Below are 13,006 nucleotides of genomic sequence, written 5' to 3' on the forward strand. Positions count from 1 at the left end.
GGCTTAAAATTCCAATTAACCGCTTATATTTATGCTTAATTTAATCTACCAATATGAAAGCTACATGGAACAACCAGGTAATTGCCGAAAGCAATGATACCATTGTGGTTGAAAACAATCATTATTTCCCGATAGACAGTGTAAAAGCCGAATACCTTAAACCGTCATCAGCCCATACCACTTGCCCATGGAAAGGTCTTGCATCATATTACAGCCTGGATGTAGATGGTATGCACAATCCGGATGCGGCATGGTATTATCCCGAGCCTAAACCTGCTGCGGCAAACATAACCGGCTATGTGGCGTTTTGGAAAGGTGTTAAAGTAACCGGATAAACCATGAAGCAATACGACGCAATTATTATCGGCGCCGGGCAGGCTGGCGGTCCACTGGCAAAAAAACTGGCCGAAGCCGGCAAAAAAACGGCTATAATTGAAAAACGCTGGGTTGGCGGTACTTGTGTAAATGATGGCTGTACACCTACCAAAACCATGGTTGCATCAGCTAAAATGGCTTATATGGCGGCTAATAGCTCGTCGCTTGGTGTTAAGATCAAAAGTTTTTCGGTTGATATGCCGAAGATAAAAAAGCGCAAAGACGACATTGTTCATCAAGCACGCGATGGCAACCAAAAGAGCATTGAAAAAACCCAAAACCTCGACCTGTTGTTTGGGGATGCAGTTTTTACCGGCGATAAAACCATCTCGGTAAAGATGAACAGCGGCCGGGAAAAGGAGCTAAAAGCCGACCTTATATTTATAAATACCGGTGCCAAACCATTTGTGCCTGAAATTGAAGGGCTACAGGATATTGGTTACCTGGATTCAACATCCATTATGGAGCTGGATCGGGTTCCGGAACATTTATTAGTAATTGGTGGTAGTTACATCGGGTTGGAATTTGGGCAGATGTTTAGCAGATTTGGGAGTAAAGTTACTGTTATTGAAAGGTCAGGCAAGATAGCATCTCGTGAAGATGCCGACATTTCTGAAGCTTTAACTCAGATCCTGGAAGATGAAAGCATTACCATCCATACCAATGCCAGCGTTACCAGGTTTAAAAAAAAGGCTGGCGGAAAAATAATCGCCACCGTAATTAGTAACGGTAAGGAAGCGAAGATAAAATGCTCGCATGTGCTGATAGCTATTGGGCGTACGCCGCAGTCAAAAGCATTAAAGCTGGATTTAACCGGTGTTGAAGTTGACGATAAAAGCTTTATTACCGTAAACGACGAGCTGGAAACCAATGTGAAAGGCATTTATGCTTTAGGCGATGTGAAGCCCGGTCCGGCATTTACGCACATCAGCTATAATGATTACACCATTGTGTATCGTAACTTGATAGAAAAACAAAAACTAACCATTAATGACAGGCCCGTGCCTTACTGTATGTTTACCGATCCGCAATTGGGGCGGATAGGCTTGAGTGAAACTGAAGCAAAAAAATTGGGCATTAAGTATAAAGTGGTAAAACTACCAATGGCGCATGTTGCCCGTGCTATTGAAACCGGTGATACCCGCGGCTTTATGAAGGCGATAGTTGACCCGGAAACCAAAAAGATTTTAGGTGCAGCTGTTTTGGGGCAGGAAGGCGGCGAGATTATGACCATTCTGCAAATGGCCATGCTGGGCGATATAACTTATGACAGGATCCGTTATTGTGTATTTGCACACCCGCTGTATGCCGAATCATTAAATAACCTTTTCCTGGGGCTGGAAGATTAACTGCTTTTTATGATAAAGGTTCAAAAGCTAAGCAAACACTTTGACAAGGTTAAAGCCGTGGATGAGATCTCTTTCGAGGTAAAAGAGCATGAGAACCTTATCCTGCTGGGTACCAGCGGCTGTGGTAAAACTACCACACTGAAGATGATTAACCGGCTGATTGAACCTTCTGCCGGCAATATTTTTATCGATGGCAAGAACATATTTGAGCAATCGCCAGAAATTTTACGGCGTGGCACTGGTTACGTACTTCAAAACAATGGCTTGTTTCCGCATTATACCGTTGAAGAGAACATTGCCATTGTACCACAGTTATTAAAATGGGATAAAAAACGGACTGACAGGCGGATAGCTGAACTGTTGGAAAAGCTCCATTTATCGAAGGATTATTTGCACGTATATCCAAATGAACTAAGCGGCGGTCAGCAGCAACGCATAGGCCTTGCAAGGGCTTTGGTTGCCGATCCGGCGGTGTTACTGATGGATGAACCCTTTGGCGCACTCGATAATGTTACCCGCTCAAAAATTCATGCGGAGTTTAAGGCGCTTGATGAGCTGAAACGGAAAACCATCATTATGGTTACACACGATGTGCAGGAAGCTTTTGAATTGGGCGATCATATCTGCCTGATGGATAAAGGTAAAATTGTACAGGATGGCACACCTGCTGACTTACTATTCAACCCCAAAAATAGTTTTGTTCGGGGATTTTTGCAGGAGCAAAGGCTTCAGCTGGAATTCAAAACTATCCGGCTTTATGATATATGGAAATGGCTGCCCAAAAATCATCATGAAACTAAATCAAAAGCTTTAGCGTCTGATACAGATTTTTGGACGGGGCTTGAGTACTTTAAATTCGATGCATCCGAAACCATCAGCATTAACAATAAGGAAAATGAGGAGGTTAGGTCGGTAACTTTTGAGCAGCTGATGGCGGCATTTTATCAATATAAAAAACAGCAGGCCCATGAATGAGCGCCAGCAAACTTTGTGGGAATTTATGCAGCAGCAAAGCGATAAGCTGGCTACACAAACCTTGCAGCATATCGGGCTTACGTTTGTTTCGCTATTTATTGCTGTGCTTATTGGTTTGCCACTTGGGATCTTCATCACCCGTAAAAAACAATTTTCGGGCGCTATATTAGGTGTTGCAGGTATATTGCAGACTGTGCCCAGCATCGCCTTATTAGGCTTTATGATCCCCCTGCTGGGCATTGGCGCTAAACCGGCAATTATGGCTTTATTACTTTATGCCTTGCTGCCCATCATCCGCAATACCTTTACCGGCATTACCGGTGTTGACGCTGCCGTTAAGGAAGCTGCCGTAGCCATGGGCATGAACAAATGGCAGGTTTTGTTTAAGGTAGAGCTGCCACTGGCTATGCCGGTAATATTTGCAGGCATCCGTACCGCTACAGTTATAACAGTTGGCGTGGCTACACTGGCATCATATATTGCAGCCGGCGGCCTGGGTGAGTTTATTTTCGGAGGCATCTCCCTAAATAATACCAATATGATATTGGCAGGAGCTATCCCCGCTGCCCTGCTGGCTATTATATTTGATTTTTTGCTCTCGCGATTGCAGAAACTCAATATAAAAAAACTAAGAACTGTTACTGCTACTTTACCGCTGCTACTGCTACTCCTCTCTTCCTTTTATTTCATTCCATCCGCCTATGGCAGCAAACTAAAAGCCGGCTTTACGCCTGAGTTTATGGGCAGACAAGACGGCAACCTGGGGCTAATAAACAAGTATGGCTTAAAGATCCGCACATTAGTTATAAATGATGCGGTAATGTATAAGGCCGTTTATGAAAAGCAGCTGGATGTTATCAGCGGCTACTCAACCGATGGCAGATTAAAGGCTTATGACCTTGTGGTGCTGAATGACGATAAATTTATCTTTCCGCCATATTATGCGGCTCCAATTGTGCGGGACGATGCTTTAAAGAAATTTCCTGAACTGGAAAAAACACTTAATTTACTTTCAGGAAAGATAAATGACAGCATAATGACCGCACTTAATTATAGAACCGACTATCTTCACCAAAGCCCTGAGAGAGTAGCAAAAGATTTTTTGACAGCTAATAAATTGTATAAACCTGCCCGTAACGGTAATGCGGGAATAGTACGCATTGGATCGAAAATATTTGGCGAGCAATACATTTTAGCTAGCATGTATAGTATGCTGATTAAAGGTAATACCGATTATGATGCAGCGACAAAAACAGGCCTGGGAGGAACTAAAATTTGTTTTGACGCTTTAACCAACGATCAAATAGATTTTTACCCGGAGTACACGGGTACGGGTTTACTGGCCATTTTGCAGCCATCGCCAAAAATTATTGATTCATTAACGCATAGTAAAGATGAAACCTATAGTTATGTGCAAAAGGAATTCCGGGCGAAATATAGTATAAAATGGCTAAAGCCAATCGGGTTCAATAATGCCTATGCGTTAATGATGAGAAAAAAACAGGCAAAAGATTTAAATATTAAAACAATTTCTAACCTTAAACGATATTTGGAAAGGTAGCGATCATGGATATAGCCGACTGTTATATAAAAGTACGCAAACGAACAGAGCAAATTTGTAGTCCTTTACAAACTGAGGACTATGTGGTGCAGCCTGTGGTTGATGTTAGTCCCCCTAAATGGCATATCGGGCATGTTACCTGGTTTTTTGAAACTTTTATTCTTAAGCCCTATTTTATGGGCTATAAGGAGTATAATCCCGATTATAATTATGTATTTAACAGCTATTATGAAACCGTTGGCAATCGGGTTATCCGTACCGACAGGGGTAATTTAAGTAGGCCCACTGTTGCCGAAATTTACAAATACCGTGAGTATGTGGATGATGCCATGGTTAAGTTTTTGTGTGAAGAGCCCGGCGATGATGTTAAAGAATTGCTGATCCTTGGCTTTAACCATGAAGAGCAGCACCAGGAACTTTTATATACTGACATTAAATTTATTTTAGGGCATAACCCACTATTTCCGGCTTATTCAAAAGATTATGCATCGCCAAAAGTTAAGCGGGATGAAAGTAGTGAATTTATTAAATTACCCGAAGGCATATATGAAATAGGCTTTAAAGGTAACGGGTTTTGCTTTGATAATGAACTTAATCCGCATAAGGTTTATCTTAATGCTTTTGAGATCAGCCCCAACCTGGTTACCAATGCCGAATACCTGGAATTTATAAACAGCGGCGGCTATCATGATTTTCGCCACTGGCATGCCGAAGGCTGGGATTGGGTTAAAACCAACAAAGTTGAGGCGCCGCTTTACTGGCATTTGATAGATGAACAATGGCACCATTATACGTATCATGGGCTTGAGCCTTTAAATTTAAAAGCGCCTGTTTGCCATATCAGCTATTTTGAAGCGTATGCCTATGCCGCATGGAAAGGTTTAAGGCTGCCTACCGAGTTTGAATGGGAGGCTGCCGCAACACAGTTTAACTGGGGCAAAAACTGGGAGTGGACAGAAAGCTCGTACCTGCCTTATCCGGGCTTTGCCAAAGCACCCGGAGCAATAGGGGAATACAATGGTAAATTTATGGTTAACCAAAAGGTATTACGCGGGGCATCGGAGGTTACATCGCCGGGGCATAGCCGTATTACCTATCGTAATTTTTTTCAAACTAATTTAAGATGGCAATTTACCGGCATAAGGCTGGCTAAGTAATAAACCATCACTAGTGTCGTGTCAATCATGAATTGACGCTTAGTCTTGAGTCGAAAGTCTTGAGTTCTAAGTCAGAAAAAGGTAAAATTTGAACTTAAGACTTGCGACTTAAGACTGTTGACTTAAGACTAGTGAATCCATCATAAACAGTAAATAAATCAAACTAAATACGGCTCACGATAGCTTCATCGCCCACAAAGAACAATTATAACTGATGAAAAACATTGAAACCACTTTAGCAAAAGCCGAAATGAAAGGGCTTTCAAACTGTAGAACCGGCAGGTTTTATGAGGATGTAATATGCGGACTAAGCTCAACACCTAAATTTTTGAGCTCGATGTATTTTTATGATGCCAGTGGTGATAAGCTTTTCCAGGACCTGATGAACTGCGAAGAGTATTATCCCACAAATTGCGAGCTGGAGATCTTCTCTGAAAAAACCGCCGAGATCTGTAATGCCATCATTGGTGATGGCGATGCCTTCGACCTGATTGAATTGGGAGCCGGTGACGCCACCAAATCAACCTATTTATTGAAATATTTGTTGGAGCAAAAAGCTAATTTTAACTATCTGCCTATTGATATTTCATCCAACGTAATATCACTCCTTAACATTACCTTGCCGGTAACGCTGCCAGGTTTACAAATGACAGGGCTTAATGGCGAATACTTTGATATGCTTAAAAAGGCATCTTCAATTTCAGATAAGCGTAAGGTTATTATGTTTTTAGGTTCAAACGTAGGTAACATGCCGGTTGATGTTGCCGAACAGTTTTGCATAGATGTGAGGAACCATTTATCTCCGGGCGATATGCTGCTGATAGGTGTCGACCTGAAAAAAAATCCAAAAACTATTTTAGCAGCTTATAACGATAGGGAGGGTATTACCAAAAGATTTAACCTTAACCTGCTAGAGCGGATAAACCGCGAGCTTAATGCTGATTTTAATATTAACCAGTTTGAGCATTATCCTACGTATGACCCGGAAACAGGTGCCTGCAAGAGCTATCTTATAAGCCTGGCCGACCAGGACGTAACAATAAAGGGAATGGAAACCATCCATTTTGAAAAAGACGAGTATATATTTATGGAGATCTCGCAAAAGTTCACCGTTGAACAAGTTAATCAGATGGCCGTGAAAGCTTCATTTAAGCCTGCGGATCATTTTTTTGATAGCAGGAAATGGTTTATGGATGCTATTTGGGTAGCGGAGTGATAATTCTAATCTCTGTGCACTTTGCATAATCTTCGTGTTCTCCGTGGTTAATTTTTTACCACAGAGTTAGCAGAGGAGTCACAGAGAGCACAGAGAAGCAGAAAATTATCTTTAATACGATTTTATTTAAAATTCCAGTTCTAACAACACCGGGCAATGGTCTGAATGGCGTGCTTCGGGTAATATAGCCGCTCTTTTAATGTTCTCTTCCAATGCGCTTGTGGCCATGTTGTAATCAATGCGCCAGCCTAAGTTTTTAGCGCGTGAGTTTGCCCGGAAACTCCACCACGTATAATTATGCGGCTCTTTATTCATATGCCTGAAGGTATCAATATAGCCCGACTCAATAAAGCTCTCCATCCACTCCCGCTCTTCGGGTAAAAATCCCGAGGAGTTAGCATTTGATTTTGGGTTATGGATATCAATCGGCCTGTGGCAAATATTATAGTCGCCGGATACAACCAGTTTGGGGCATTGTGATTGCAACAGCTCCAGGTAGCGACCAAACTCATCTAAAAAGCGATATTTAAAAGCCTGCCTGTCTTCGCCACTTGAGCCTGACGGAAAGTAAACGCTCATTACTGATACCTCATCAAAGTCAACCCTGATGTTGCGGCCCTCGCGGTCATAATCACTGATACCGCAGCCATATTCGATATGTTTTGGTGTTTGTTTGGTAAAGATAGCCGTACCGCTGTATCCCTTTTTTTCGGCTGGATACCAGTAATGCTCATAGCCCAAATCCTCAACCAATTTTAAGTCGGTAAGCACATCGGGCGTAGCTTTAATTTCCTGCAAACAAACTACATCTGCATCGGTGGCCTGCAGCCAGGCCAGCCAATTTTTGTTCATTGCAGAGCGGATCCCGTTTACGTTATAGGTGATTATTTTCATGCCAGGCCCCCTAGCCCCCCTAAAGGGGGAACTTTTTAAGTTGTGAATATTTAATTTGTAATTACCCCGTGCTAATCAACTCCCCCTTTAGGGGGCCGGGGGGCTCAGTATTTCATCCAAGTGCTTACACTCCTTGTTGCTTAACAACTCAACCGTCATGGCTACGTTTTCTACGGGGCGATCCTTTTCATCTTTTTTAACAGCAGCAATCCTGTCAACCATATCAATGCCTGATACTACTTCGCCATAAACGGTGTAGCCATGGTCAAGATGCGGCGCGCCACCAACTGATTTATAATATTCCCTTTGCCAGGTTGGTATTTTAAACCCTTTTAAACGTGTGTTTTCAAGAGTATCCATCTTGCCATCGGTAAAACGCTTGCCTTCAACAATATAAAACTGGCACCCGCTTGACGCTTTTGCCGGGTTATCATCCCTGGCTGCCGCCAACACGCCTCTTTTATGAAAAAGGCTATCCCTGAATTCGGCCGGAATGGTATAGCCAACGTCGCCATTGCCAAGCTCTGCGCCGGGTTTTGCCTTTGCAGTGTCCCTTGAATCCGGATCGCCACCCTGGATCATAAAGTTTTGGATCACCCGGTGAAACAGCGTTCCGTTGTAAAATCCTTTTTTCACCAGCTTTATAAAGTTATCCCTGTGTTTAGGGGTTTCATTGTACAAGCGGATGATGCAAGAGCCATAGCTAGTTTTAATGCGTACATACTGGTTTTTAGGCCCTTTGGCAAAGGCGGTAGTAATAGCCAGTAAAATAAGAGCAGTAGTAAAAAGTTTTTTCATATTTATGATTTGATTATTCAAAAAAAATCCCCACTGGCTGTGTCCTCACAGCCAGCCGCCAGAAAGGGATGGATTAACAATAAAGAGCACACACACAATAATCCACTAATTAACCGCAGCTTCTTCCGGACTTCCGGACTTTCCGACTTTCGGACTTCTTTCAATCAACCAATCCCAGCTCCTGAAAATAGTCAATTATTAATGATTTCAACACCATTTCCTGTTCAAGCAGGGTATAATTAGGGATAACGCCAACCCGTTTCCAGTGCGGCCAGCCATCCTGGTCCAGTCCCTCCAGCTCATAAAAGCCCATCATACTGAATAATTTGCAGTTGGCTATGTGCATCAGCTCTTCCTTTTGGCGCTTACTGAATTTACGCGGCCCCTGCCCAAGTTCCTGTACCCCAATAAGGAACAGCATAACCTTTATATCCGGTTTTTCATTATCAAACTCGTCAGCAATCCGCTGTTGTAATGCACTCCACTTTAAATTGATCTCTGCAGGTTTCACGGTAGCAAATATCGTTTTTTAAGTCGATAGTCCATAGACCATAGTCGATAGTCTCATTTATTTAAAACCATGGACTATTTAAAAAAAGCAATTTTGTTGCATTTAAACAAGAATGTTACCTTCTGTAAAATTTTAATTGCCTATTTTTGCAACTTACTGTAAAAAGGTAACTGACTTGAAAGTAAATAAATACCATATTATCCGCTCATGGATCTTGCTGATCTGCTTTATCACAGGCCAGTATATGGTATATGCCCACCAGCATAAGCTGATCCAGGGGGTAAAACAAACTTATTCAGCAAATAAGCAACAACCCAAACAAATCCTTACCGAAAAATGCCGGTTATGCGATGCCATGCACCATAACAGCATGGTTATAGCAGGCCAGGCAAATTTTATTCCGGTCGCCGTTGCAGACTATGTTTACCAATCTTCTGAATATAATTTTACAAGCCTATCGCTTATCCTCTCCGGTGGCCGTGCCCCGCCACTTGCCAATTATTCCGTTTAAAATTAAAAGCTGAATGCTTTTTACTTGTTAAACAATGATCACCTGATTTAATGTGATTTTTATTTTTTTAGCTGAGATCAGCCTGATTCAATAAAAAATTAAAGACCCCGGATAGAAATTTTTAATCTCAACCAGGATACCAACTATGAAATTTAAGATAAGAATATTAAGCCTGCTATTTATACTTATAACGGGTACGATAAGCACATATGCTGCTATAAAAATAAAAAAAGATGACGATGCGGGTACCATTACCGGCACCGTAACTGATAAAGCCGACGGAAAACCCGTTATAGGAGCAACTGTAAACATTCCCGATTTAAGGCGTGGCGCTATTACAGATGCAAATGGCCATTATACATTAAACAACTTGCCCAGGGGCGTTTACCTGGTGCAGGCAACTTATTTAGGTTATGCAACCTACAACCAAAGGGTTGATTTTAGTAAAATAACAACACTGGATATTCAGCTAAAGGCATCATCAATTGAAGCCGGGGAAGTGGTTATTACCGGTGTAAGCAAAGCAACAGAAATTAAGAGAGACCCGGTGCCAATGGTTGCTGTAGGTAAAACCTACCTTGACCAGCGCTCGGCAGCAGGAAACGTTATTGATATGATTGCCAACTTGCCGGGTGTTAGCGCGGTAACTACCGGGCCAAATGTTTCTAAACCTTTTATACATGGCTTAGGCTATAACCGGGTGGTGACCTTACAGGATGGCATTCGGCAGGAAGGTCAGCAATGGGGTGATGAGCACGGTATTGAGGTAGATCAAAACTCTATAGACCGTGTTGAGGTGATTAAGGGACCTGCCAGCTTGTCCTATGGATCTGATGCTATTGGCGGGGTTGTTAATCTTATTACGCCGTCGCCTGTTGCCGATGGTAAGATCCTGGGATCGGTGCAAGGAACTTATGGTACTAACAATGGTTTGCTGAACGGCTCGTTCAGGCTCTACGGCAATCAAAACGGCCTGGTTTGGGGCGCAATACTATCAGCTAAAGAAGCAAAAGATTACCAGAACCAGCATGACGGCAGGGTATATGCCACTAACTTTAAAGAGAAGGATGCCCGTTTTATGGTAGGCCTTAACAAAACATGGGGAACCTCGTATTTTAATTTCTCATTATTTGATGACCAGCAGGCAATCCCTGATGGCAGCCGTGATTCCATTACCCGCCAGTTCACCAAACAGGTTACAGAGGATGATGCATCACGTACCATCGTGCCTGCATCTCAATTAAACTCATACGGTATCCCTGTTTTGCATCAGCATGTACAGCTTTACCGCATCTACAATAACAGTAATTTTATTTTAGGCAAAGGAAACCTGGTTGTAAACCTTGGTTACCAATATAGCCACCGCAGGGAATATACCCACCCGGAAGATGCTGATGTTGCGGGCTTAAACCTTCACCTTAGTACCTATACTTACGATTTTAAATACAACTTTGACATTGGTAATGGCTACGAAACCACTGTTGGGGTAAACGGGCAATACCAGAATAATACTATTGGCGGTGCTACTGATTTCCCGATCCCGGCCTACCACCAGTTTGATATTGGCCCGTTCCTGATTATGAAGAAAAGCTTTGGAAAGCTTGACCTCTCGGCGGGCGCCAGATTTGACAGCCGCTCATTTCACGGACAAGCAGCTTATATTGATACCGCCGCCGGAAAATATCCGCAATTGTATACAGGAGCTGATCCTACTAACGCCCCTAACGTAGTTCCGCAATTTGCTGCCCTGAATAAAACATTTTCGGGCTTTAATGGAAGCTTTGGAGGCACCTATAATTTCTCAGACAGGTTTTTGTTAAAGGCCAATATTGCCCGTGGTTTTAGGGCGCCAAGTATTGCCGAGCTTTCAGCAAATGGCCCCGATCCGGGCTCGCAGATCTACCACATAGGTGACAGCAATTTTAAACCGGAGTTTAGCACACAGGAGGATATTGGCGCCTTCCTGACACTGCCAAACGTTTCATTTAGTGTTGAATTGTTTAACAATAATATTCAAAACTATATCTTCCAGCAGCAGGAGCTCAATGCCGATGGCTCACCCGTTATTACACAGGGCTATAATACATTTACCTATGTGCAAAGCAAAGCAAGAATAAACGGCGGCGAATTTAGCCTGGATATTCACCCGCTAAAATGGCTGCATTTTGAAAATTCGCTGGCATTAACATACGGACAAAATTTAGGTACAGGTGGCAAAGTTGCTGACAGCTTAAAGTATCTTCCTTTCATTCCGCCACTGCATACCCACTCAGAGTTGCGTGGAAATTTCAGCAAAGGATTCAGCAACTTCAGAAATGTATATGCCTTTGTAGGGTTTGATCACTTTAGTGCGCAGGACCGCTTTTTTGCAGCCTACGGGACTGAAACTTATACCGCCGGCTATAACCTGTTAAGCGCAGGCATAGGCAGCGAACTGGTAAACTCAGCCGGAAAAACTGTTGTCAAATTGTTTATTGAAGGAACCAACCTGGGTAATGTAAACTACCAATCAAACATGAGCAGGTTGAAATATTTCGATAATGCAAATGTGCCTGCGGGAGTTCAGCCGGGGATCTTTAACATGGGGCGTAATATAAGCTTTAAGGTAGTCGTACCTTTTGACTTGTCGCCACATACAAAATCATAATATAAACAGCTAACCGTTAAATGAAAGTCCCGCCCTTAAAAAGCGGGATTTTTTATTGAAGAGATCAGGCTGCGGACGATTTCCGCATCCCTTTTATGATCCGTTCACGGTGCTGGATGCCCCAGTTTTTTAGTTCCACAGTTACCTTTTCTAATGATTTACTGTAAGGAGTAAGCTCGTATATTACGCTAACCGGTGTGGTTGGGAGCACCTTGCGGGTAACAAACTCATTCATTTCCAGTTCTCTTAATTCCTTCGAAAGAATCTTTGGCGTTATACCATCAAGCGAACGCTGAATTTCGTTAAAGCGTTTTGCCCCTGTTGATAACGCTACGATCAAAGGCAACTTCCATTTGCCGTTTAAAACATATAGGGCATCCTTTACGGCCGCAACGCTGGCATTGCATGTTTCGGGCGTATGGTGCTGTTCAATTCCAAAATGTGTATCCATATTCCAATAACTATCACAAAGGATAGCGCTATCCTTTGGGATAGTACTATGCTTTTGATAGTAAAGGTAGTTACTTTTGTTCTCAAATAAAAAAGAAAATGAAAACTTTAAAAATCACTTACTGGGTCACCACTTCAATAATTGCATTAATGATGGCCTATTCAACCTATGCCTATTTAGCGCAGCCAGCCGTAGCGCAGGCCTTCGTTCATTTAGGGTTTCCGTCATATTTCAGGGTTGAGCTGGCAATTGCTAAATTGATAGGAGCTGTATTGATCCTTGCACCGCTAAGCTCAAAAATAAAGGAATGGGCCTATGCTGGGTTTACTATTACATTTATATCAGCTTTTATTGCCCACACTGCTTCCGGAGATCCCGTTTCAGCCAGGGCAATGCCTGTTATATTCCTGGCGCTGCTGGCTGTATCATATTATACTTATAACAAGTTACCTAAAGCAGCATAAACAACTTTGTGATTGCGGGAAGTGCGGCGATGAAACGAACCTCGTGTTAAGTCAACAGTCTTAAGTCGCAAGCCTTAAGGCAAAATTTGTCTTTTTT

The 13,006-nt window shown here is 42.6% G+C and carries 13 protein-coding genes; 9 read left to right on the plus strand and 4 right to left on the minus strand.

Annotated features, from left to right (window positions below; all coding sequences use genetic code 11):
- Window positions 1-53: 53 nt before the first annotated feature.
- The 6 genes from JWQ54_RS11080 to JWQ54_RS11105 all read left to right on the plus strand — a co-directional run bounded on the left by JWQ54_RS11080 (window position 54) and on the right by JWQ54_RS11105 (window position 6,633).
- Window positions 54-335, plus strand: a complete 282-nt coding sequence (locus tag JWQ54_RS11080; protein WP_299584474.1) for a DUF427 domain-containing protein — start codon at window positions 54-56, stop codon at window positions 333-335.
- A gap of 3 nt (window positions 336-338) precedes the next feature.
- Window positions 339-1,724, plus strand: coding sequence for a mercuric reductase (locus tag JWQ54_RS11085; protein ID WP_299584477.1), 1,386 nt, complete (start codon window positions 339-341; stop codon window positions 1,722-1,724).
- A gap of 9 nt (window positions 1,725-1,733) precedes the next feature.
- The gene (locus tag JWQ54_RS11090) at window positions 1,734-2,699 is read left to right on the plus strand and encodes an ABC transporter ATP-binding protein (RefSeq protein WP_299584480.1); all 966 of its coding nucleotides are present in this window, start codon (window positions 1,734-1,736) and stop codon (window positions 2,697-2,699) included.
- The gene (locus JWQ54_RS11095) at window positions 2,692-4,260 is read left to right on the plus strand and encodes an ABC transporter permease/substrate-binding protein (RefSeq protein ID WP_299584483.1); all 1,569 of its coding nucleotides are present in this window, start codon (window positions 2,692-2,694) and stop codon (window positions 4,258-4,260) included. The genes JWQ54_RS11090 and JWQ54_RS11095 overlap by 8 nt, the downstream gene beginning before the upstream one ends.
- Before the next feature lie 5 nt (window positions 4,261-4,265).
- A complete protein-coding gene (gene egtB / locus JWQ54_RS11100) occupies window positions 4,266-5,417 on the plus strand; it encodes an ergothioneine biosynthesis protein EgtB (RefSeq protein ID WP_299584485.1) in 1,152 nt (383 codons plus the stop codon).
- Window positions 5,418-5,631: 214 nt separating this feature from the next.
- Window positions 5,632-6,633: an L-histidine N(alpha)-methyltransferase gene (locus tag JWQ54_RS11105; RefSeq protein ID WP_299584487.1), complete on the plus strand. Its 1,002-nt coding sequence runs from the start codon at window positions 5,632-5,634 to the stop codon at window positions 6,631-6,633.
- 126 nt (window positions 6,634-6,759) lie between these two features.
- On the opposite strand, the gene JWQ54_RS11110 is transcribed toward JWQ54_RS11105, so the two are convergent.
- From JWQ54_RS11110 to JWQ54_RS11120, 3 genes are all read right to left on the minus strand, one after another.
- The gene (locus JWQ54_RS11110; protein ID WP_299584490.1) at window positions 6,760-7,527 is read right to left on the minus strand and encodes an exodeoxyribonuclease III; all 768 of its coding nucleotides are present in this window, start codon (window positions 7,525-7,527) and stop codon (window positions 6,760-6,762) included.
- 87 nt (window positions 7,528-7,614) lie between these two features.
- The gene (locus JWQ54_RS11115; RefSeq protein ID WP_299584493.1) at window positions 7,615-8,325 is read right to left on the minus strand and encodes a peptidylprolyl isomerase; all 711 of its coding nucleotides are present in this window, start codon (window positions 8,323-8,325) and stop codon (window positions 7,615-7,617) included.
- 160 nt (window positions 8,326-8,485) lie between these two features.
- Window positions 8,486-8,836: a hypothetical protein gene (locus JWQ54_RS11120; RefSeq protein ID WP_299584496.1), complete on the minus strand. Its 351-nt coding sequence runs from the start codon at window positions 8,834-8,836 to the stop codon at window positions 8,486-8,488.
- A 175-nt stretch (window positions 8,837-9,011) separates the two neighbouring features.
- Between JWQ54_RS11120 and JWQ54_RS11125 the strand changes: the two genes are divergently transcribed.
- Together JWQ54_RS11125 and JWQ54_RS11130 are read left to right on the plus strand one after the other, a co-directional pair.
- Window positions 9,012-9,347: a hypothetical protein gene (locus JWQ54_RS11125; protein ID WP_299584499.1), complete on the plus strand. Its 336-nt coding sequence runs from the start codon at window positions 9,012-9,014 to the stop codon at window positions 9,345-9,347.
- A 145-nt stretch (window positions 9,348-9,492) separates the two neighbouring features.
- The gene (locus JWQ54_RS11130) at window positions 9,493-11,994 is read left to right on the plus strand and encodes a TonB-dependent receptor (protein WP_299584502.1); all 2,502 of its coding nucleotides are present in this window, start codon (window positions 9,493-9,495) and stop codon (window positions 11,992-11,994) included.
- A 64-nt stretch (window positions 11,995-12,058) separates the two neighbouring features.
- Here JWQ54_RS11130 and JWQ54_RS11135 read toward each other — a convergent pair whose 3' ends face one another.
- On the minus strand, window positions 12,059-12,445 hold the full coding sequence (locus tag JWQ54_RS11135; protein ID WP_299584505.1) for a helix-turn-helix domain-containing protein: 387 nt from the start codon (window positions 12,443-12,445) through the stop codon (window positions 12,059-12,061).
- A gap of 98 nt (window positions 12,446-12,543) precedes the next feature.
- Here JWQ54_RS11135 and JWQ54_RS11140 point away from each other — a divergent pair, with 98 nt between their 5' ends.
- Window positions 12,544-12,909: a DoxX family protein gene (locus JWQ54_RS11140; RefSeq protein ID WP_299584508.1), complete on the plus strand. Its 366-nt coding sequence runs from the start codon at window positions 12,544-12,546 to the stop codon at window positions 12,907-12,909.
- The last annotated feature ends 97 nt before the right edge of the window (window positions 12,910-13,006 follow it).

This window comes from Mucilaginibacter sp. (genome assembly GCF_028288225.1).
Classification (GTDB): domain Bacteria; phylum Bacteroidota; class Bacteroidia; order Sphingobacteriales; family Sphingobacteriaceae; genus Mucilaginibacter.

What these genes read in the sequence shown, in the direction of transcription:
- JWQ54_RS11105 (WP_299584487.1), top strand. Translation starts at nt 5,632, where the DNA reads ATGAAAAACATTGAAACCACTTTAGCAAAAGCCGAAATGAAAGGGCTT.
- JWQ54_RS11135 (WP_299584505.1), bottom strand. Translation starts at nt 12,445, where the DNA reads ATGGATACACATTTTGGAATTGAACAGCACCATACGCCCGAAACATGC.
- JWQ54_RS11115 (WP_299584493.1), bottom strand. Translation starts at nt 8,325, where the DNA reads ATGAAAAAACTTTTTACTACTGCTCTTATTTTACTGGCTATTACTACC.
- JWQ54_RS11080 (WP_299584474.1), top strand. Translation starts at nt 54, where the DNA reads ATGAAAGCTACATGGAACAACCAGGTAATTGCCGAAAGCAATGATACC.
- JWQ54_RS11140 (WP_299584508.1), top strand. Translation starts at nt 12,544, where the DNA reads ATGAAAACTTTAAAAATCACTTACTGGGTCACCACTTCAATAATTGCA.
- JWQ54_RS11095 (WP_299584483.1), top strand. Translation starts at nt 2,692, where the DNA reads ATGAATGAGCGCCAGCAAACTTTGTGGGAATTTATGCAGCAGCAAAGC.
- JWQ54_RS11090 (WP_299584480.1), top strand. Translation starts at nt 1,734, where the DNA reads ATGATAAAGGTTCAAAAGCTAAGCAAACACTTTGACAAGGTTAAAGCC.
- JWQ54_RS11110 (WP_299584490.1), bottom strand. Translation starts at nt 7,527, where the DNA reads ATGAAAATAATCACCTATAACGTAAACGGGATCCGCTCTGCAATGAAC.
- JWQ54_RS11085 (WP_299584477.1), top strand. Translation starts at nt 339, where the DNA reads ATGAAGCAATACGACGCAATTATTATCGGCGCCGGGCAGGCTGGCGGT.
- egtB (WP_299584485.1), top strand. Translation starts at nt 4,266, where the DNA reads ATGGATATAGCCGACTGTTATATAAAAGTACGCAAACGAACAGAGCAA.
- JWQ54_RS11130 (WP_299584502.1), top strand. Translation starts at nt 9,493, where the DNA reads ATGAAATTTAAGATAAGAATATTAAGCCTGCTATTTATACTTATAACG.